The sequence below is a fragment of the Pseudobacillus sp. 179-B 2D1 NHS genome (genome assembly GCF_045370945.1).
Lineage (GTDB): Bacteria > Bacillota > Bacilli > Bacillales > Domibacillaceae > Pseudobacillus.
On record NZ_JBIQDP010000006.1, the window covers coordinates 60,038 to 79,621 of the forward strand.

Annotated in this window: 22 protein-coding genes; all 22 read right to left on the reverse strand. The window is 42.0% G+C overall.

Annotated features, from left to right (window positions below):
- Window positions 1-56: 56 nt before the first annotated feature.
- The 22 genes from ACH0BF_RS07985 to ACH0BF_RS08090 all read right to left on the reverse strand — a co-directional run bounded on the left by ACH0BF_RS07985 (window position 57) and on the right by ACH0BF_RS08090 (window position 19,556).
- Entirely contained in the window at window positions 57-554 is a 498-nt protein-coding gene (locus ACH0BF_RS07985; RefSeq protein ID WP_120037280.1) for a chemotaxis protein CheD, read from the reverse strand.
- Window positions 547-1,188, reverse strand: coding sequence for a chemotaxis protein CheC (locus ACH0BF_RS07990; RefSeq protein WP_120037278.1), 642 nt, complete (start codon window positions 1,186-1,188; stop codon window positions 547-549). Before ACH0BF_RS07990 ends, ACH0BF_RS07985 begins: the two co-directional genes overlap by 8 nt.
- Window positions 1,189-1,203: 15 nt before the next feature.
- Entirely contained in the window at window positions 1,204-1,641 is a 438-nt protein-coding gene (locus ACH0BF_RS07995; RefSeq protein ID WP_120037276.1) for a chemotaxis protein CheW, read from the reverse strand.
- 29 nt (window positions 1,642-1,670) lie between these two features.
- Window positions 1,671-3,707: a chemotaxis protein CheA gene (locus ACH0BF_RS08000; protein ID WP_120037274.1), complete on the reverse strand. Its 2,037-nt coding sequence runs from the start codon at window positions 3,705-3,707 to the stop codon at window positions 1,671-1,673.
- 16 nt (window positions 3,708-3,723) lie between these two features.
- On the reverse strand, window positions 3,724-4,815 hold the full coding sequence (locus ACH0BF_RS08005) for a protein-glutamate methylesterase/protein-glutamine glutaminase (RefSeq protein ID WP_340854667.1): 1,092 nt from the start codon (window positions 4,813-4,815) through the stop codon (window positions 3,724-3,726).
- A gap of 2 nt (window positions 4,816-4,817) precedes the next feature.
- Window positions 4,818-5,693, reverse strand: coding sequence for a MinD/ParA family protein (locus tag ACH0BF_RS08010; RefSeq protein WP_120037272.1), 876 nt, complete (start codon window positions 5,691-5,693; stop codon window positions 4,818-4,820).
- Complete coding sequence (flhF, locus tag ACH0BF_RS08015) at window positions 5,690-6,826, reverse strand: flagellar biosynthesis GTPase FlhF (RefSeq protein WP_340854669.1); 1,137 nt, start codon at window positions 6,824-6,826, stop codon at window positions 5,690-5,692. Before flhF ends, ACH0BF_RS08010 begins: the two co-directional genes overlap by 4 nt.
- On the reverse strand, window positions 6,823-8,859 hold the full coding sequence (flhA, locus tag ACH0BF_RS08020) for a flagellar biosynthesis protein FlhA (RefSeq protein ID WP_340854671.1): 2,037 nt from the start codon (window positions 8,857-8,859) through the stop codon (window positions 6,823-6,825). Before flhA ends, flhF begins: the two co-directional genes overlap by 4 nt.
- Window positions 8,860-8,882: 23 nt before the next feature.
- Window positions 8,883-9,965, reverse strand: a complete 1,083-nt coding sequence (flhB, locus tag ACH0BF_RS08025; protein WP_120037265.1) for a flagellar biosynthesis protein FlhB — start codon at window positions 9,963-9,965, stop codon at window positions 8,883-8,885.
- A 1-nt stretch (window position 9,966) separates the two neighbouring features.
- Window positions 9,967-10,743: a flagellar biosynthetic protein FliR gene (gene fliR / locus ACH0BF_RS08030; RefSeq protein WP_120037263.1), complete on the reverse strand. Its 777-nt coding sequence runs from the start codon at window positions 10,741-10,743 to the stop codon at window positions 9,967-9,969.
- Window positions 10,744-10,747: 4 nt separating this feature from the next.
- Window positions 10,748-11,017, reverse strand: coding sequence for a flagellar biosynthesis protein FliQ (fliQ, locus tag ACH0BF_RS08035; protein ID WP_120037261.1), 270 nt, complete (start codon window positions 11,015-11,017; stop codon window positions 10,748-10,750).
- Window positions 11,018-11,030: 13 nt separating this feature from the next.
- Window positions 11,031-11,696: a flagellar type III secretion system pore protein FliP gene (gene fliP / locus ACH0BF_RS08040; RefSeq protein WP_120037260.1), complete on the reverse strand. Its 666-nt coding sequence runs from the start codon at window positions 11,694-11,696 to the stop codon at window positions 11,031-11,033.
- Window positions 11,689-12,375, reverse strand: a complete 687-nt coding sequence (locus ACH0BF_RS08045) for a flagellar biosynthetic protein FliO (RefSeq protein ID WP_120037258.1) — start codon at window positions 12,373-12,375, stop codon at window positions 11,689-11,691. The genes fliP and ACH0BF_RS08045 overlap by 8 nt, the downstream gene beginning before the upstream one ends.
- Before the next feature lie 19 nt (window positions 12,376-12,394).
- The gene (locus tag ACH0BF_RS08050; protein ID WP_041099994.1) at window positions 12,395-12,757 is read right to left on the reverse strand and encodes a response regulator; all 363 of its coding nucleotides are present in this window, start codon (window positions 12,755-12,757) and stop codon (window positions 12,395-12,397) included.
- Window positions 12,758-12,779: 22 nt separating this feature from the next.
- Window positions 12,780-13,976 (reverse strand): flagellar motor switch phosphatase FliY, encoded by a 1,197-nt coding sequence (gene fliY, locus ACH0BF_RS08055; RefSeq protein WP_340854678.1) that lies wholly within the window; start codon window positions 13,974-13,976, stop codon window positions 12,780-12,782.
- The gene (fliM, locus tag ACH0BF_RS08060; RefSeq protein ID WP_120037255.1) at window positions 13,969-14,970 is read right to left on the reverse strand and encodes a flagellar motor switch protein FliM; all 1,002 of its coding nucleotides are present in this window, start codon (window positions 14,968-14,970) and stop codon (window positions 13,969-13,971) included. The genes fliY and fliM overlap by 8 nt, the downstream gene beginning before the upstream one ends.
- Window positions 14,971-15,002: 32 nt before the next feature.
- Window positions 15,003-15,455 (reverse strand): flagellar basal body-associated protein FliL, encoded by a 453-nt coding sequence (gene fliL, locus ACH0BF_RS08065; protein ID WP_120037253.1) that lies wholly within the window; start codon window positions 15,453-15,455, stop codon window positions 15,003-15,005.
- Complete coding sequence (locus ACH0BF_RS08070) at window positions 15,445-15,666, reverse strand: flagellar FlbD family protein (protein ID WP_340854681.1); 222 nt, start codon at window positions 15,664-15,666, stop codon at window positions 15,445-15,447. Before ACH0BF_RS08070 ends, fliL begins: the two co-directional genes overlap by 11 nt.
- A gap of 63 nt (window positions 15,667-15,729) precedes the next feature.
- The gene (gene flgG, locus ACH0BF_RS08075) at window positions 15,730-16,572 is read right to left on the reverse strand and encodes a flagellar basal body rod protein FlgG (RefSeq protein ID WP_340854683.1); all 843 of its coding nucleotides are present in this window, start codon (window positions 16,570-16,572) and stop codon (window positions 15,730-15,732) included.
- A gap of 34 nt (window positions 16,573-16,606) precedes the next feature.
- On the reverse strand, window positions 16,607-17,386 hold the full coding sequence (gene flgG, locus ACH0BF_RS08080) for a flagellar basal body rod protein FlgG (RefSeq protein WP_120037248.1): 780 nt from the start codon (window positions 17,384-17,386) through the stop codon (window positions 16,607-16,609).
- A gap of 160 nt (window positions 17,387-17,546) precedes the next feature.
- Window positions 17,547-18,185 (reverse strand): flagellar hook assembly protein FlgD, encoded by a 639-nt coding sequence (flgD, locus tag ACH0BF_RS08085; RefSeq protein WP_120037246.1) that lies wholly within the window; start codon window positions 18,183-18,185, stop codon window positions 17,547-17,549.
- Window positions 18,186-18,191: 6 nt separating this feature from the next.
- Window positions 18,192-19,556 (reverse strand): flagellar hook-length control protein FliK, encoded by a 1,365-nt coding sequence (locus ACH0BF_RS08090; protein WP_406909248.1) that lies wholly within the window; start codon window positions 19,554-19,556, stop codon window positions 18,192-18,194.
- Window positions 19,557-19,584: the final 28 nt, after the last annotated feature.

Below are 19,584 nucleotides of genomic sequence, written 5' to 3' on the forward strand. Positions count from 1 at the left end.
TGATGCTTCAACGGTAAACTTCGTTACATAACGAAAGGGACACTTGTATGTCCCCTTTATATTATGTGATTGCCTTTATTAACTGTTCTTATATGAAGATCGCAAGTATGCGGATCAAATTCTATTGTACGGCCGCTGTTTCCACCTGTGTCTTCCGCTATGAGCGGTATATGATGGGCCTCTAGTACTTGCTTCACAGCTGCAACATTCCTAGGTCCAATTTTGAATGAGCTGTTTTGCGAACTAAATTGAAACATTTGAGCGCCACCAGCAATCTTTGCTTTCAATCTGTAGACTTGTGCGCCTTCAGCTTTTAATAGAGCGACCAATTCATTGATGCCTGTATCTGCATATTTAGCTTTATTCATATGGCCATTTTTGGCAAGCGATGAGTCTGGCAGCATAACATGTACCATCCCAGCGACAGATGTCCGGTCATCATAAATCACCACTCCAACGCAAGATCCTAGCCCCGATGTGCGAATGGCATTTGGTGGACGAACAATATTTAAATCAGCAATCCCTACTTTTACGATTTGTCCAATACTACTCATTTAACCCGACTCCAAGGGCCTCAAAAATTGGACCAAACGATAAAGGATCAGGAAGCAGAAAGAAATGCCCTTTCATTTCGTCTGTATATCCTGCCTGGACTTCCTTTAATATTGTTTCAATAACAATCGCATAATCCCCATATTGAGAAGACTCGACCAATCCATAGCTAATAATAGCGCCAAACATATCTATGGCCAGTTCTGGAACGGAAGGATAAATCTGTAAGCGAGTAAAGTCCCCAAGGGCTGATAAGTAAGAGCCTGATAAAATGTTTCCAAGTTCCTGCATGGCAGAGAGACCGATACTTTTCTCTCCCGCTTCCTTAAAAGAAAAAGCTCTGTCCCCGGTCATATTGCTAATAAAGCTTTCCGCTTGCCTTAAGGAAAGAACAAAGAACATATTCCCTGTAACTTCTCCTTCAATCCTAAGACTCACACTCACTACTTCCTCTTCTGCACCGCCCGCCATCTCCATCATATCGTTAAATGAAACGATACGGGCACTAGGCACTTTCATATCAATTTGTTTGTTCAGTAAAGTAGAAAGAGCAGTAGCTGCATGTCCGGCACCAATATTGCCGAATTCTTTTAAAATATCTAAATGGGTCGTATTAATCTTTTCGATATAATTCATGGCCATATGCCCCTATTATTTAAAAACTCTTTCTAAATTTAATAAGATAAGCAGTCTCTTTTCTAGTTTAGCCACGCCTGTAATATATTCCGCTTCTACGGCACCGACGATGTCTGGTTGAGGTTCAATGATGCTTTTTGGAATATCAAGAACATCATTGGCGCTATCTACAACTAAACCGACTTCAATATCATCAGACGCCGCAATAATAATTCTGGTCTGCTCATCGTACTCTTTTTCCGGCAGACTAAAGCGATTACGCAGATCAATAATTGGAGTAACCACTCCCCTTAGATTGATCACACCTTTAATAAAAGAAACCGTTCCCGGCACACGCGTTATGTGAATCAACTTTTCAATCCCCTGAACTTGGTGAACAGGAAATGCATATTCTTTATCCATTAATTGGAAAGCAATCACTTTAATCATTGACGGAGCTGTGATTTCACTCATAGGTTTTCCCTCCTTTTCCCCTCTGCCTATTATTTGATCAGGGCATTGCAGTCTACAATCAAAGCTACTTGACCATCTCCGAGAATGGTAGCACCTGAGATAGCAAACACATTTGATAAATAATTGCCAAGTGATTTTAACACAACTTCTTGCTGACCGATGAAGGAGTCTACGACTAATCCTGCCATTTTATCCCCTTTGCGCACGATTACAATGGAATAAAACTCATCTTCCTTGCTTTCTCTTGGCACTTCGAATATTTTTTCGAGGAAGACAAGCGGGACAATCTTCCCGCGGAAATCAATGACTTGTTGTGTATGAGCATTTAAGACATCTTCTTTTTTCACGATGGCTGTCTCAATAATAGATGATAAAGGAATAGCATATTTTTCTTTTTCCACTTCCACTAACATGACCGAAATAATTGATAGCGTTAATGGCAATTGAATAAGAAATACTGAGCCCGCTCCCTCGGTTGCCTCAATACTGATGGAACCTCCGAGAGATTCAATCGTTGTTTTTACTACATCCAAGCCGACCCCGCGGCCAGAAATATCAGATATCGTATCAGCAGTAGAAAATCCTGAAGCTAAGATCAGCTCATAAATTTGATTATCTGTCATAGAGGCTACTTGTTCTTCTGTTACTATGCCTTTTGACAGTGCCTTATTAAGTACTTTTTCCTTATTAATGCCTGCTCCATCATCTTCAATTTCGATAAACACGTGATTTCCGCTATGATAAGCTTTTAGCTTAACAGTTCCCTCTTCAGGTTTCCCCTTGGCTCTGCGTTCTTCAGGTGTTTCCACTCCATGGTCAAGTGCATTACGAATCAAATGAACGAGCGGGTCGCCGATCTCATCGATTACTGTCCGATCCAGCTCCGTTTCAGCACCGATGATCTCTAAGTTGATTTTTTTATTTAAGTCACGGGCTAACTGACGTACCATTCTTGGAAAGCGATTAAATACGGTCTCTACCGGCACCATCCGCATATTAAGAATAATAGTTTGCAGGTCCCCCGAGATTCTTGCCATTCTTTCAACGGTTTCATTCAGCTCAGGATTATTTAGTTCACCTGAGATTTGCTCTAGTCTTCCCCGGTCAATAACGAGCTCTTCAAAAAGATTCATTAAAATATCAAGCCGTTCAATATTGACGCGAATGGTTTTATTAGATACAGATTGTTGCTTATTACTAGATTTCGGCTCCTCTTTCTTTTCTGTTTTTTCCTGAGGAGGAGCTGGTGAATCTGGTACAACTGCAGCTGCTACTTCTTTTGTCGCTTCTTCAATTTCTGTTGATGGTACAATAAATTCCGAAACGGTTACGCGCTCAACCTCTGATACCTTTTTCACCTTACTTTCGATATCATCAGAAGACTCTTGAGTAATAAGAGTAACTACAAAGCGTTCATCAAACTGTTCTGCTTCCAGTTCTTCCGTAGAAGGAGTTGACTTAATCACTTCTCCGCACTTTTCTAATACTTCAAATACCATAAATACACGCGCTGCTTTCAATACGCAGTCGCTGCGTAATTCAATGGCTATCTCGAAGCAAGTAAAACCTTGCTCTTTTGACTGTTGAATGACCGTGTATTCAAATTCATCATACTTGATAGTTGAAGAAGGACTGACAGAAGGAGAAGCCTCTATTTGTACAGAAGAAGCTGTTTCACTCACCATTTCGCCATTTTCAATTTTCAACAGCTTATCAACAATATCGGATACATCCCGCTTCCCTGCACCGCCGGCCGCAATGTCTTGGACCATTGCTTCCAGATCATCAATCGAAGCGAAGACCACGTCCAAAATATCAGCTGTAACTTTCAGTTTATGATTGCGGATGGCATCAAGGACATTTTCCATTTTATGTGTTAAATTAGCCAGATCTTCATATCCCATCGTAGCAGACATTCCTTTTAATGTATGGGCAGACCGGAAAATCTCATTGACAATTGCAAGATCCTCGGGATTTTTTTCCAGCTCTAACAAGTTTTCATTGATTGCCTGCAAATGCTCTTTGCTTTCATCAATAAAAACTTCTAAATATTGATTCACTTCCATCAGCCGCTCACCCTTTCTATCCTATATACTCTAAAATTTTTTCAGCGATATGTTCTACAGAAACCGTGCAATCGATTAGACGAGTGGCAATAGCGGCTCGTGGCATTCCGAATACTACACACGACTCCTCAGACTCTGCAATGGCCTGTACATTCCCTGTTTCTTTTAATTTGATTAGTCCATTTGCCCCATCTGCTCCCATTCCAGTCATAATCACTGCTACTTTATCAAAGCCCGTTGCTTCACTGACAGATTCAAACATGACATCCACCGCCGGACGGTGTCCGTTAACTGGAGGCGATTGATCAAGATCTATGGCGAGCAGCGCCCCATTTTCTTTTATCTTTAAATGATAGCTTCCCGGGCAAATATAAGCGGTTCCCTTTTGAAGAGTTTCCCCATCCTCAGCTTCTTTGACATGGATGGCAGATAAAGAATCTAATCTTTGAGCCAGTGATTTTGTAAATCCTGGCGGCATATGCTGGACAATAAGTACTGGTGCCTTCAAATCTTTTGGTAGTTTCGTCAGCACTTTTTGAAGAGCTCTCGGCCCCCCTGTTGAAGTGCCAATAACAACAATGCTCTGGCTATTTTTCGGCTTTCTTGTATTCCTACTGCTAACCCTTACTTCTCTCTTCCCCGGTGGTTGTTCTACTCTTGCCGGTTTGGGAGGAGCCGCTTGAGCAGTGGGAATCATAGGCCGCAGATTAGCTTTACTGGCAGCGAGTACTTTTTCTATTAGTTCATCTTTAATTTTATGGAGGTCAAGTGAAATGGTTCCCGAAGGCTTTCTGACAAAATCAACTGCGCCTTTTTCCATTGCTTGAAATGTCGTTTCTGCGCCAGCCCCTGTTAAACTGGATAACATAACAATTGGAGTGGGCATATGTTCCATAATGTATCCGAGGGCATCAAGCCCATCCATTTCGGGCATTTCTACATCCATCGTAATAACGGCCGGCTTAAACTGTTTAATCTTCTCGATAGCGTCTTTGCCATTGCGGGCGGTCGCTACAACTTCTAGTTCCGGATGTGAAGACAAAAACTCGGTAACTAGTTTTCTCATAAATGCAGAGTCATCAACCACAACGACTTTTTTTTCTCTCATTACTAGTGCCTGCCTTTCACAAAGAAGTGACGAAGCTTGAATATAAAGCTGTCTGATTCTGAATGATCTGGTGAATACCCATATCCCTCTTTATACAGTCTTACGGCTTCTCGTAACGCCCGGGATATCTTTGCATTTGGATAAGCAATCAAAAATGGAGTCTGAGCGCTCACAGCTTTTTTCACAGCTGTGCTCTCCTGCAATACCCCAAGCTCAAAACTTGATTTACCTAAAAACTTGCGGACAGCTTGCTGGAGCCGCTTTATAGCTTCCTGTCCTTCTCTCTCTGAATCGGCCCGATTACACAAAAGATAAAAGGCGTTTTCTCCACCTTGAAAGTGAATATATTTCATCATGGAATACGCATCTGTTATAGAGGTTGGCTCGGGAGTGGTTACAACAATAATATCGTCTACTGACATGAGAATATTAAGTGTCTCCTTTGTCGCTCCCGCCCCCATATCAAACAATAAATAATCATATTGATGCTGAAGCTCCTCTATATCATCCAACCACCGGCTCAGATGGCTGCTGTTCCATTCTATTAATTGGTTCAGCCCCGAACCGCCTAGAATGTAGGAAACACCTTCCTTATCTCTATACACTAAGTCAGCGAGCGAGAGATTTTTCTCAAAAAAATCAGCAATAGAGTGCTCTGCCGTCTGCCCTGTTAACACATGAATGTTCCCCATACCGATATCCATATCAAATATTAGCACTTTTTTCCCATTTTGGGTTAGATTAATAGCAAAATTTAATGAAATATTTGATTTTCCAACCCCGCCTTTTCCACTCACTACAGCGAGAGTTTTTGCTTGTTTCCCCGCAAGGCGATTCAGCCTTTTCCGCAGTGACGCTGCTTGGTCATTATTTGTCATAGATGATCACCCAAAATAATATCAGCCATTTCCTTCGAATCAGGTTGAATTAGATCATCTGGTACATTTTGCCCATTCGCTAAAAAAGCCACTCCCTTATTATATTGGCACATCATATTTACAATCGTTCCTCGGCTCGTTGTTTCATCCATCTTTGTGAAAATAAACTGGTGAACCGGGACAGTTGAAAATTGATCAATTACCGCATGGATGTCCCGCTCTTTAGCAGTAAGGGACAGCACTAAATAATTTTTCATCTTTTCAAAAGGAACCATTGCTTTCAATTCATTCACAAACTGTTCCTCCAAGTAATTGCGCCCGGCTGTGTCGATATAAACGACATCGTAATCTTTAAATCGTTCAATTGCCCGCTTCATATCAGCCGGCTTATAGGCCACTTCTACCGGTACCTTCAGTAAATCTGCATATGTTTTCAACTGCTCAATTGCTGCAATTCTATACGTATCAGTAGTAATAAAAGCGGTCTTAAGATTTTTCTCCAATACACTTTCAGCAGCCATTTTTGCCAGGGTAGTTGTCTTGCCTACTCCAGTTGGTCCAATAACATTAATAAACTTTTTGGAGAGCAGTAGCTGGTCCGCTTGCAATGGTTCGATTTTCTCTATCAACCATCCTCTGCTCCATTGGTCAGCCATTTCCTCATTGACTTGTCCCTTTTCCTCTTTCCACTTCTCTAAGAGAAACTGCTTTAATTCTTTAATTAAATCATCTGCCACCTCTTGCTTCTTTAACTTTATAATAGGCAGCTTTAACTCCTCAGGGTAAGTGTCGAGCGATAGCTGATCCACCTTTGAAAATTGCTTGACTATCTCCTTTAATTCATTTAGTTCCTTTTTTAAAGACTCCTCACTGTTTTTCTCTACCGACAATGAAGGAGAGGGCCGACTTTGACGGGAATTAGAGAGGTCCAGTTCTTTTGGACGGACTGCTTCGTGCATCGGGTTTGGGTCAATGGCCGCTACCACTTCAATTAGCTTTTTTTTAAATAAACCTAAAAAACCCCCGGTATATACTGTTTTTGATTGCAAAATGACAGCTTGCTCTCCAAGCTCCGCACGAATCTTTTTCATTGCTTCCGGCATAGATGCAGCTGTATACTTTTTTACTTTCAATCTAGATTCACCACCCCTACACTTTGAACTTCGACGCTAGGCTCGAGTTCATTGTAAGATAAAATTGGCAGCTGTGGAAAATACCTCTCAGCAAGCTGCCTAATATACATCCGGATGGCAGGTGAGCATAGAATAATCGGCGCCTGCTGCATAAAAGAAACTTGTTCCACCTGAGCAGCCATCGCTTCCAAGATGCGCTGTGAATCCATCGGATCAAGTGACAAAAAGTTTCCATGCTCTGTCTGCTGCACGCTGTCCGCTACCCGTTTTTCAACTTGGCCTGACAGCGTAATAACTCGTAAAGGTTCTCCCGCCTCAGCGTATTGGCCGGTAATTTGTCTTGCTAATGACTGACGAACATACTCTGTCAGCAAATCCGTATCGGAGGTCATCTTGCCAAAGTCAGCTAGTGTTTCAAAAATAACCGGCAAATTTCTTATAGAAATATTTTCTTTCAATAACTTGGCCAACACTTTTTGAACTTCTCCCACTGTCAAAGGATTTGGAGTGACTTCCTCTACTAAAATTGGATAAGTCTCTTTCAAATGATCAATAAGCTGCTGTGTTTCCTGACGGCCAAGCAGCTCATGAGCGTTCGTTTTAATTACCTCTGTTAAATGAGTTGAAACAACACTCGGAGGATCAACAACCGTATACCCTAAAATTTCAGCCTGCTCTTTCATTTCCTCCGTAATCCATTTCGCTGGCAATCCAAAAGACGGTTCAATTGTGTCAATCCCCTCAATTGTATCGTCGTCTTCTCCCGGACTCATGGCAAGATAATGATCGAGCAGCAATTCGCCAGAAGCCATAACGCTTCCTTTTATTTTAATTCGGTATTCATTCGGCTGAAGCTGAATATTGTCTCGAATACGGACAACTGGAATGACAAGGCCAAGCTCAATAGCAAGCTGACGACGGATCATGACGACCCGATCTAGTAAATCTCCTCCCTGACTTGCGTCCGCCAGCGGAATCAGGCCATAGCCAAACTCAAATTCAATCGGATCAATATTTAATAAATTCACGACACTTTCCGGCTTTTTCAATTCCTCCGTCTCCATTTCTTCTTCTGCCTCGAACATGTCGATCTCTTCTTTTTCCGGTGTACGCCCAAGCATATAACCACCCAAAGCCAGCGCTCCAGCAATCGGTATGGTTAGTACATCGTTAATCGGGGTAGCAATACCGAGCAAAAAGATGGTCCCGCCTGCCACATAAAGCATCATCGGAAAAGCCAGAAGCTGAGACATGATATCTTCTCCCAGATTGCCTGTGGAAGCTGCACGGGTTACAACAATCCCCGTTGCAGTCGAAATCAAAAGAGCGGGAACCTGAGAGACAATTCCATCGCCGACTGTGAGCAAAGAATAACGAGCAGCTGCTTCAGCCGCTGGAAGGCCTTGCTGAACCACACCGACGATCATCCCAAAAATCAGATTGATGATAACGATAATAATACCGGCAATGGCATCTCCTTTGACAAACTTAGTCGCCCCGTCCATTGCTCCGTAAAAGTCTGATTCACGGCTTACCTTTTCCCGCCGCTCTCTCGCTTCCTGTTCAGAGATCATCCCGGCATTCAAATCGGCGTCAATACTCATTTGTTTTCCTGGCATCGCATCAAGCGTAAAACGAGCAGCTACTTCAGACACACGCTCCGACCCCTTGGTAATAACAATAAACTGAATAATAATTAAAATAAGGAAAACAACCATCCCGACAACGATATTCCCACCGACAACAAACGTTCCAAACGTCTCAACTACGCCGCCTGCCTCACCTTTACTTAAGATCGAACGCGTCGTCGAAACATTTAGCCCGAGCCGAAATAGCGTTAATAATAGGAGTAAGGATGGAAATACAGAGAACTCCAGTGCTTCTCTCATGTTCATTGAAATTAGCAGAACCAAAAGCGCGAGAGAAATATTTATAATAATTAACACACTCAGCAGCCACGACGGCAGCGGAATGATTAGCATAGCCACTATTAGAATTACACTTAACAATACGGAGACGTCTCTTGCTTTCATTTCTCTCTCTCCTAACAACAAACTTACAATTTATTTTTTATCCGGTATACATAAGCTAAAATTTCAGCTACCGCTTTAAAGAACTCTTCCGGAATTGGCTGGCCAACTTCTGCCTGATCATAAAGCGCTCTTGCCAGCGGCCGGTTTTCAACTAATTCAATTTCATTCTCACCAGCAATATATTTAATCTTCTGGGCAAGGTAATCCACTCCCTTTGCTACAACCACAGGAGCATCCGCCTGCTTTTCATCATATTTTAGAGCGATAGCATAATGGGTCGGGTTTGTAATGACCACATCGGCCTGCGGTACTTCTTGCATCATCCGGCTCATCGCCATTTCCCGCTGGCGCTGCTTAATTTTTGATTTGATGAGTGGATCGCCCTCTATATTTTTATATTCATCTTTGATATCTTGCTTCGACATGCGAATACTCTTTTCAAAATCATATTTCTGATATAAAAAATCGAGCAGGGCTAGAAAAAGAAGGGCGGCAGAAGCAGCTGCTCCCATTTGTAGCGTCAGCATTCCGATTGTCCTTAATGCATCGGCAATTGACTTAAAGGAAAGCTTCAATACCTCTTCAATATTGGACCAAAGAATAAAAAAGGTAACGGCTCCGACAAATGAAATTTTCAACATGGACTTTAGTAGTTCCACGAGCGCCCTAACAGCAAAAATTCGTTTAAACCCTTTGATCGGGTCCAATTTTTCTAACTTAGGCTTCAAAGGCTCTCCCGTCAGTAAAAAGCCCACTTGCAAATAATTCGCTGCCACTCCTGCCAGAAGAGCCACCAGCATAACCGGCCCAAGTATATAGATGAGCTGTTGCATAATCTCAAGAACAATTACTTTCAAGTTAGCTTCGGTGACCGGCATGATCAAATAATACTGCAGTGAATGTTGAAATAAATGAAGAATTTCTTTCCCTATAAAGGAAGCTCCTACAAACAGAAAACCAAACAATGATAACAGGCTGACGGCTGTAGTTACATCCTGGCTTTTCGCAACTTGGCCTTTTTTACGAGAGTCCTGCTTTTTTTTCGGCGTAGCTTTTTCGGTTTTTTCTCCGGCAAAAAATTGGAGGTCCAACTGCAAATGTTCCAATTTATGCCCCTCCTAATAATGTCATTACGTCACGCATTGTATAAATCATAAGTTCAAACAGCTTTTGGAGTACTGTAAACATCATTCCAATGACCACCGTCATAACGATAAATGCTGCACCGATTTTAATTGGAAAACCGACTACAAAGATATTAAGCTGCGGAACAGTCCTTGCTACGATCCCTAAAGCCACATCCACTAAGAATAAGGTAGCAACGACCGGCATAGCCATTTGAAAAGCAACCAAAAACATAGAACTAAAAGCCCGGCTCATATATCCAGCGAGGCTCCCATTGCCAAAATGCAGTGAAAGCTGGTCTAAAGGGACATACTGATAGCTGTAAAAGATACCATCCAATATTAGATGATGGCCATTCAGTGACAACAGTAATAGCAGCGCAAACATGTAAAGGTATTGTCCCATTAGCGGACTCTGCGCCCCAGTTTGCGGATCGATGACATTAGCGATAGCAAAACCCATCTGAAAGTCGATTAGCCCTCCGGCAATTTGTATAGCGGCTATCATCATATAAGCAGATAACCCCAAAAGGAGACCGACAAGCGCTTCTTTTAAAATTAATAAGAAGTAGCGGCCATCGATTTCAAGAGGACTCACATCTATCGTGTAGTACATTGTCCAGGAAAGCATAACGGCGAGCCCAATCCGATGCATCGCCGGTATGGACCTGTGGGAAAGTAACGGCACTGTTATAAAAAAAGTAGAAACGCGGACGATAATTAATAATAAGACAGAAAAATCAGGCACTATTTCTTCCATTCAATCAACCTACAAATCTTGTTAAATTCGCAAATATATCAATTGTATAAGAAAGCATTTTACTCAGCATCCACGGTCCAAAGAAAATCAACCCGACGAGGACAGCAACAATCTTCGGAATGAAGGCGAGTGTCTGCTCTTGAATTTGCGTCGTTGCCTGAAAAATACTGACTGCAAGACCAACGACAAGAGCGATCAAAAGAAGGGGACCACACACAATGATTGTCGTGTAAACACCCTTTTCAGCTAGAGAGATCACCATTTCAGAATTCATTTATTCCACCTACTTAAAAGCTTTTCAGCAAAGATTCAATGACTAAATACCAGCCATCTACAAGAACGAACAGCAAGATTTTAAAAGGAAGAGATATCATAACTGGCGGAAGCATCATCATCCCCATTGACATTAAAATACTGGCTACCACCATATCAATAACGAGAAAAGGAATAAAAATCATAAAGCCAATTTGAAACGCTGTTTTGATTTCACTTAAAGCGAACGCCGGAACGAGCGAAGTTAGCGGAATGTCTTCAACCGTTTTTGGACGCTCAGCCCCTGAGTAATTTAAAAACAGCTCTAAGTCTTTCTGCCTCGTATGTTCACTCATAAAATCTTTTAACGGGACGCTTGCCTTGTCATATGCCTGCTCAAGATTAATTTCTTCATTAAATAATGGCGTGAGGGCTTCATCATTTATTTGTTGAAATACAGGCGCCATAATAAAGAAAGTTAAGAATAAAGCAAGCCCGATTAAAACTTGTGTCGGCGGCATTTGCTGAGTCGCGAGTGCGGATCTTACGAAGGACAACACGATAATGATGCGTGTAAAACAAGTCATTAAAATCAAAATGCTCGGCGCGAGCGATAACACAGTGAGCAGCAGGAAAAGCTTTACTGAAGTAGATACATTATCAGGAGAACTATTGTTAAAAAACTCCATAAACTCATTCATCTTGACTCTTCTCCCTGTTGTTCATTTTGGAGATGACTTGCTTGCGCGATTGTTTCATCTCACTTAATTTACTCTCAAACATTTGTTTAAAAGGATCCTGCTTCTCGCTTTTTGATGGTTCTTTCCCCTTCCACTTACCGATCATTTTTGTCATGATATCCTGAGGCTGAAGCAGCTGGTCCATCTGATTATCATAATGATCAATAAAACGGGCGAGTTCCTCTTCATCATCGATTTCTTTAAGCAATTCAATATTTTCACCGACTCCAAGAATGAGAATCCGGTCGCCAACTTTCACCATCTGAACTGAGCGGTTTCCCCCGAGCGGAGTACCTCCTAAATGATGAATTAACTTGGTCTGCTGGTAAGAGCGGCTTTTTTGATTGATGAAGCGAAGCAAAAAATAAATAAGAGCCAAAACAAAAATAAGTGCTCCGATCATTTTTAGAAAGTCCCAAATCGTTACACCGACTGTTTTTTCTGCTTCTAGCTGTTGAGTTTGGCTGCCCTGCTTTTCCTCCTTCGTTTTTCCTGTTTCTTGCCCACATTTCTTAGGGCTTTCTAAACAGTCTTTCACATTATTGTCAAATGGCTCTGCTTGCGCAACAGAAACATTGCCTGCAAACAGAGCCATACTGAAGAGGATGAAAGCGAAAGGCTTAAAAAGTTGTTTAATCAACTGACGCACCTTCTTAAGCTTATGCTAATGTTTTGGAAATTGCCTCGATGACACGATCCGGCTGGAATGGCTTTACGATAAAGTCTTTTGCGCCTGCCTGAATCGCATCGATAACCATTGACTGCTGTCCCATCGCAGAACACATAATAATTCTGGCATTTGGATCATCAGCCTTAATTTCTTTTAATGCGGAAATGCCATCTTTCTCGGGCATGGTAATGTCCATTGTTACTAAATCAGGCTTCAGTTCTTTATATTTTTCAACAGCCTGTGCTCCATCGGATGCTTCTCCAACTACTTCAAAGCCATTTTTAGTTAGAATGTCTTTAATCATCATGCGCATAAATGCCGCATCATCTACAACTAAAATACGATTTCCCATTGTCACTAACCCCCAGAATAAATTAATTTAAATTTTTCAAACGGTCGCTCTGACTTAAAATATCTGTAATCCGAACGCCGAAATTTTCTTCAATTACGACTACTTCACCTTTAGCTATTAAGCGGCTGTTAACGAGAATATCGACAGGTTCCCCTGCCAATTTATCCAATTCAATAATAGAGCCGGCAGACAAATCCAGGATATCTTTTACCGATCGGTTTGTTCGACCCAACTCCACAGTAACTTGCAATGGGATATCTAACAGCATATTTAAATTACGTGCTTCATGCTCTTGAAGTGAAGCCGGTTCAAATGAAGTGAATGAAGCAGGTTGAACGTTGACAGGCGGCTGTTGAACAGTAGTATTCGGCGCTTGTCTATTTGATTGAACGGCTTGTTGTCTGTCTTGGGATGGAACAGGCGCACTGTAAGCCGTTGTCTGTTCAGCTTTTTCTGCTGTTTGAATGGGCTCAGGCTGAACAGGAGGTGCTTCAACAGTCGCAGTTGCCGCAGTTTCATCAGAAGGATTCATTAATTCATGAACAAGGTCTTTAGCAAACTCTAATGGAACAAGCTGCATGATATTAGAATCAATGAGATCACCAATAGTTAAGCGAAAAGAAATGCGCACAAGCAGCTCTTGCTGTTTCAACGCCTCTTCTCCTTTTCCCAAATTAAGATCCATTAAAGCAATAGCAGGTGGAGAAATATCTACACGCTTATTGAAAATGGTCGACATGGACGTGGCAGCCGATCCCATCATTTGGTTCATCGCTTCCTGCACCGCGCTCAATTGAATTTCGCCTAAGTTTTCGTCAGGGTTTCTTCCATCTCCTCCCAGCATTAGGTCAGCAATAATTGCCGCATCTGTCTGCTTAATGACAAGGAGGTTGGTCGCTCCTTTGAACCCTTCTGTGTATTCCACTTCAATCGCTACATAAGGATGCGGAAACTCATCTTTTAAGTTTTGACGATCAATTACGCTAACTGTTGGAGTCGTAATTTCCACCTTTTGATTTAATAAGCTAGAAAGCGCTGTAGCCGAACTTCCAAATGAGATGTTACCGATTTCGCCGAGGGTATCCTGCTCAAAAGAGTCTACATACACTTCTGTATCTGCCGCAGCCGGTTCTGTTATTTCTTCGCTTTCTTCATTTACATCTGCTGTGCCTTTTAACAAGGCGTCTATTTCCTCTTGAGAAAGCATGCCATCACCCATGATCCTCATCTCCCCTCTTGAAATCGTCAAGAATTTGAATTGCCATTTTTTTCTTTACTTTTCCAGCTTGTGCGGTGAATTTCGGAATGCCGCTAACTTTTACGAGCAAAGGCTCATCAATGCGCTTTTCCAACTCGATCACGTCTCCGACAGAAAGAGCCAAAAAGTCCTCTATCGTAATGCTTGTTCCGCCAAGCTCAGACACAACTGGAACCTCTGCTTTTTTAATTCGTTTTTGTAAGTTTTCAAACTCGCCTGGTTGTCTTTCCTTTTTATCTGGATTCTGCATCCAGTAATGAACAGAAAGTTTTGGGATAACCGGCTCCAGAACAACGTGAGGAATACAAATATTTATCATCCCTGTTGTTTCGCCAATTGTTGTATCTAATGATATCACAACTACTGTTTCATTCGGAGACACCATCTGCAAAAATTGAGGATTTACCTCAAAATTTGTCATAAGCGGATCGATGTCCGCCACATTTGACCAAGCCTCGCGGTAATTCTCAAATGCTCGTTCAAATACGCTAGACATAATTTTCGTTTCTATTTCTGTCAATCCCTCGACATTATTCACGCTTGCCCCGCGACCGCCGAGCAGCCTGTCCAAAACTGCATATGCAATATTAGGGTTTACCTCCATCAGCACGTGACCGTCGAGCGGCGGTACTTCAAATACATTTAACACCGTCATATTTGGGATCGAGCGAATAAATTCTTCATAAGGAATTTGATCCGTTGATGCGACTGAAATCTGTACGAATGTCCGCAGTTGAGCCGAAAAAAAAGTTGTTAAAATACGAGCAAAGTTATCGTGCATCCGTGTTAAACTACGAATCTGATCTTTTGAAAAACGAAGAGCCCTTTTAAAGTCATAAACTTTGACTCTCTTTTCCTGTTCTTCTTTCTTCAGTTCATCAGCGTCCATCTCTCCGGTAGAAAGAGCGGACAGCAGGGCATCAATTTCATTTTGCGATAAAACCTCTCCCGCCATGAAGTCACCTCCGTTAAATAAATTGTCGTGTATTACTGGATAATATAAGAGGTGATGTAAACGTCAAGCACTTTTCCATCCTGCATAATTTCATTAAACTGATCTTTCAGCCGATTTGTCAATTGTTCCTTGCCTTTTTTTCCTTTTAAATCCTGGGATTTCATTTCAGAAAGCTGCTCGATAATAATGTTCTTCGCTTGGAAATCGCGTTTAGTCATTTCCTCTTTCGCTTCCTTGCTATCTGTCTGGATTTTAAAAGAAATACGAATATAATCATCTGAGGCAAGATTCGTCGTCATCTCTGGAATATCTACAGTTGATTCAATAACTTCATCAATGCTTGGCGCTTCGGCCTTGCCTTCTTTAGAAGACTTTAAAATAATAACAATGGCTGCTGTGCCGATCAACAAAATAACCGTCAGCATTACAATCATGACTGTTAGCAGCTTATTATTGCCCTTTCCAGCCTTTGCTTCAGTCTCCATCTTTCATCTCTCCCTGTTCCATTTTCCCCAATATGTGCACCCGGCGATAAAACTCCTCCATCCGCTTCCTAACTTCGTCCTCCGACTCGCGTACAAGATACTTTTTCCCATTTGAAAGAGTAATAGTTGTATCTGGAAAACTCTCAATTGTTTCAATATAAAGGGCATTTAGCGAAAAAGACTTGCCATTTAATCTCGTTACACTGATCAATAGATTTTCAGGGCTGAAGCGGCAGCTCCAACCCTGACACCTCCTTCATTTACAAATGAGTTATTACCGCTTCAAGTTCACAAGTTCCTGAAGAATTTCATCCGACGTTGTAATAATACGAGTATTTGCCTGGAACCCGCGCTGAGCGACGATCATTTCTGTGAACTCTTCGGAAAGGTCGACGTTGGACATTTCTAATGTTCCGGGGACAATTGTGCCGGCTCCTCCCTGCCCTGCATAGTTATAAATTGGTTCTCCTGAATTAGCTGTTTCTACAAATGAATTAGAACCACTTTTTTGCAATCCGTCTGGATTTGTGAATTTAGCTAATGGTACCCATCCCTCTTTAAAAATATTTCCTGAAGAATCAACATAACTGATGAGGCCGTCACTTCCTATACCGAAACTTTTTGCAGTTGGTGGAATAGTTATAGGGATAAAAAGAATAGCTTTAAACGGATCATTAGGATCTGGAATAGCCTTTACTAAAAAGTCCCCTTCACTATTTACTACTTCCCCATTTTTATCAAGATAAAAATTACCGTTTCTAGTATATCTCTGGTTAACTATTTTTCCACTGCTGTCCTTGTTACCTGTCATAAAGAAACCATCACCTGAAATAGCAAGATCTAATACTCTTCCGGTTGTTTGCAAACTTCCTTGCGTATGAATGGTATCTATAGTTGATAATTGTGATCCTAAGCCTATTTGTTTTGGATTAGCACCACCTATAGAAGCTCCTGGCGCGCTGGCACCTGCTATTTGTTGATTTACCATATCTTTAAATGTTGTTCTTCCTTTTTTAAAACCAAATGTATTAACATTCGCTATATTATTCCCAATTACATCCAGCTTGGTTTGGAAGTTTTTCATCCCGCTAATTCCCGCATACATCGACCGAAGCATCGTCTTCCCCCTCTGTTAAACAAGTTGCCAACTATTATCGTTTTAAATTGACAAGCTCTTGCAAAATTTCATCAGAGGTAGTAATGATGCGTGTATTTGCCTGGAACCCGCGCTGAGCGACGATCATTTCTGTGAACTCTTCAGAGAGATCAACGTTGGACATCTCTAGCGTTCCCGATACAAGTTTACCTGCTCCTCCTGAACCTGGAGCAGAATTTGTTGCCGCTCCAGAGTTGTTAGAAACCCGGTACAAGTTACTTCCTACTTTTTCTAAACCATCAGGGTTTGGGAATTTTGCTAACTGTATGGCTCCGCCAGTTGCATTCCCCCCTACAACTGAAATACTTCCATCTGCCCCGATACTGAAGCTTTCAGCAGTAGAAGGTATATTTATATTGCCTCCCGCTCCTTGTAAATAGTATCCGTCACTGTTCACTACATTTCCTGTTGCATCGAGGTAAAAGTTTCCTGACCGAGTATATACTGTGTCATTTCCCTTTTTGAGAACAAAAAACCCATCTCCAGAAATACCAAGATCTAATGGTCTTGCAGTAGTTTGCAAGCTTCCTTGTGTATGAATCGTATCAATTGAGCTAATTTGAGAACCTAAACCCACCTGTTTAGGATTTGTTCCGCCTAGCCCACCAGCGGCTGCACTGGCCCCTGAAATCTGCTGACTTACCATATCCTTAAAGGTAACGCGGCCTTTTTTAAAGCCAAATGTATTAACGTTGGCAATATTGTTGCCAATAACGTCTAATTTATTTTGAAAACCTTTCATTCCGCTAATTCCTGAGTACATTGAACGTAACATGAATTATTTTCCCCTTTCGAAAGGATCTACTTAATAAGACCCCATTCGTTATTTACTATGGACTGACCATCCTTTTGCTTCCTCATTATTATCGGCTCATAGGTCCGTATGATTAGGTCTTTTTTGTGAAATTTATCAATTTTAAAGAAAAAGTTATTCCTTACTTTTCGATTTTTGTAAGAGCTGATGGGCTGACTTTCTCGCCGTTATCAAGCTGGAGCCAGATCGCCCCATCCTTCATCGATACAGACTGCACTGTCGCCGTTTGATCAACTCCGTCTTTATTCCAGGTGACTTTGTGCCCAATTAAATGGCTAGCATCAACGAGCGAATGGCTGCTGCCAGAGGCCCCTCCGCCTTTCACTTCTGAAATATTGGCAGGCTCAAGAATGGTTCCGTCTGCCATTAAAAATTGAACGCCATTGCCCTTATACTGGATTGAAACGATAGTTCCAGTTCCCGTTTTCACTTCCGGTTCAGCTTCTGGATCTGTACTTTCCACAAGTTTATGCCAAGTAACCTCTTTACCGACAAAGGAGTTATAGCTGATCATTTGTGAAGCCTGCTGCATTTGCAGAAACTGGTCAAAAGAAGTAGCCATATTTGTCATTTGCTCCAATGAAGAGAATGTCGCCATTTGTGCAATAAAATCCTTATCTTCCATTGGGCTAAGCGGGTCCTGGTTTTGCAGCTGCGTCATTAAGATCTTTAAAAATTCATCTTTTCCAAGAGAGCTGTTTCCTGTTTTCGGCTGCTGCCTATTATTTTCCAAATACAAACTTGGATCAATTTTAGCCATAGATATTTAAACCTCCATATTCAGTAATAAGTCTTGAAAGTTCTCCGTTGGCTCGTCATCCGTTTCCGCTGGCTCTCGGTCCTGTTGCTGCGGCTGGCGGGACTGCTGCTGTTGTTGTTGGCGGTCAAATTTCTGCGGTTCTGCCTGGCTGAATGTCAGCTCGATTTTATCGACATTGATATTTTGCTGATTAAACGCGTGCTTTAAGCTGCTTACATGCTGCTCAAATAAGTCCTTCACCGTAGACGTCGAGGAGAGAATTTTAGCTGTCATTACACCGTTTTGCTGCAGCAATTCAATTCGCAGACTGCCAAGCTGTTCTGGATATAACCTGATCAGCAGCTTTGTTCCATTCGGCATCTTTGCTAAATTTGAATTCCCAAGAATTTGTGAAAACTTCTCCATAAATTGTTCCATATTCATCGGCCGCGGATTGGTTTGAACACTCATAGAAAATGTTTCTGTTCGGCCAAGGGGATGGAAAAACGGCTGAATGTGGTTGACTCCTTCTTTTCCTGATAACAGAAGTGGCGCTTTTTGCGCTCCTTCTCCGTCCACTAACTCAGTTGCTGTTCCTTGCTGGAGAGCACTAGTTTGATTGGCGGAGATTAATTTTGTATTTGTCGATGGGGAATATAAAAAGTTTTGAAATGCTTTTTTCAAAATGGCGGTCCGATTGTCTGTCTGCGGCGACAGCAGTTTGTCTAACTTGCCGACGATCTCTTTCATAAAATCTCTCATTGCCTCCTGCGAAGACAGAGCTTTTAAATTGCCATCGGCTTGTTCGCTCATCAACTGCCAAAGCTTTCCTGTCTGTAGAACCGCTTGTACAGTCTTTTCGTCAAGTTTTATCCATTCCTTTGCAGGAACGGCTGCTAATAATTCAATCACTTGCAATAAAGCAGCTATCCCCTCGTCTCCAGTTAGTCGGTCTAATGTTTCTTCCTGCAACTGATTCTCATCCGGGTCCGTGAATGCTTCTATAAATTCACCTGTTTTTTCCGTGCCAGCCAAAGCAGTGAGCTGTTCAGTTAAATCTTTGATGCTTTTCTGCAGCTGCTCCGTGCTCATTCCCAAAAAGGCAGCAAGCTCTTCAAAGGAAGGCTGCTTTCCATCTCCCATCCATTCCTTAACGATCGCTTTAACAGCTTCCGGTATATTTAGCAGCTCTTCTACGCTGACTGCTCCGGCCAGTTGCTTTTCCTCAGCCAGTCTCGTTTGTGACGGATGAACAGCCGCTTCCTGAACAGCAGCACTGTCTTGCTGGCCGGTAAGGATTGATTTAAAATCCCCTGTTGAAGCGGCCTGCTCACTTGCAGATGCCTTCTGTATATTCTTTTGTGCTGAGAGCGCGTTTACCAATTGCATCATGATTCTAGCCATCCCCCTGCTTGTATAA

Bases quoted from the DNA above. Each gene is read 5' to 3' on its own strand.
- ACH0BF_RS07985 (WP_120037280.1), bottom strand. From the start codon at position 554: ATGAGTAGTATTGGACAAATCGTAAAAGTAGGGATTGCTGATTTAAAT.
- ACH0BF_RS07990 (WP_120037278.1), bottom strand. From the start codon at position 1,188: ATGAATTATATCGAAAAGATTAATACGACCCATTTAGATATTTTAAAA.
- ACH0BF_RS07995 (WP_120037276.1), bottom strand. From the start codon at position 1,641: ATGAGTGAAATCACAGCTCCGTCAATGATTAAAGTGATTGCTTTCCAA.
- ACH0BF_RS08000 (WP_120037274.1), bottom strand. From the start codon at position 3,707: ATGGAAGTGAATCAATATTTAGAAGTTTTTATTGATGAAAGCAAAGAG.
- ACH0BF_RS08005 (WP_340854667.1), bottom strand. From the start codon at position 4,815: ATGAGAGAAAAAAAAGTCGTTGTGGTTGATGACTCTGCATTTATGAGA.
- ACH0BF_RS08010 (WP_120037272.1), bottom strand. From the start codon at position 5,693: ATGACAAATAATGACCAAGCAGCGTCACTGCGGAAAAGGCTGAATCGC.
- flhA (WP_340854671.1), bottom strand. From the start codon at position 8,859: ATGAAAGCAAGAGACGTCTCCGTATTGTTAAGTGTAATTCTAATAGTG.
- fliR (WP_120037263.1), bottom strand. From the start codon at position 10,743: ATGGAAGAAATAGTGCCTGATTTTTCTGTCTTATTATTAATTATCGTC.
- fliQ (WP_120037261.1), bottom strand. From the start codon at position 11,017: ATGAATTCTGAAATGGTGATCTCTCTAGCTGAAAAGGGTGTTTACACG.
- fliP (WP_120037260.1), bottom strand. From the start codon at position 11,696: ATGAATGAGTTTATGGAGTTTTTTAACAATAGTTCTCCTGATAATGTA.
- ACH0BF_RS08050 (WP_041099994.1), bottom strand. From the start codon at position 12,757: ATGGGAAATCGTATTTTAGTTGTAGATGATGCGGCATTTATGCGCATG.
- fliY (WP_340854678.1), bottom strand. From the start codon at position 13,976: ATGGGTGATGGCATGCTTTCTCAAGAGGAAATAGACGCCTTGTTAAAA.
- fliM (WP_120037255.1), bottom strand. From the start codon at position 14,970: ATGGCGGGAGAGGTTTTATCGCAAAATGAAATTGATGCCCTGCTGTCC.
- fliL (WP_120037253.1), bottom strand. From the start codon at position 15,455: ATGGAGACTGAAGCAAAGGCTGGAAAGGGCAATAATAAGCTGCTAACA.
- flgG (WP_340854683.1), bottom strand. From the start codon at position 16,572: ATGCTTCGGTCGATGTATGCGGGAATTAGCGGGATGAAAAACTTCCAA.
- flgG (WP_120037248.1), bottom strand. From the start codon at position 17,386: ATGTTACGTTCAATGTACTCAGGAATTAGCGGAATGAAAGGTTTTCAA.
- flgD (WP_120037246.1), bottom strand. From the start codon at position 18,185: ATGGCTAAAATTGATCCAAGTTTGTATTTGGAAAATAATAGGCAGCAG.
- ACH0BF_RS08090 (WP_406909248.1), bottom strand. From the start codon at position 19,556: ATGATGCAATTGGTAAACGCGCTCTCAGCACAAAAGAATATACAGAAG.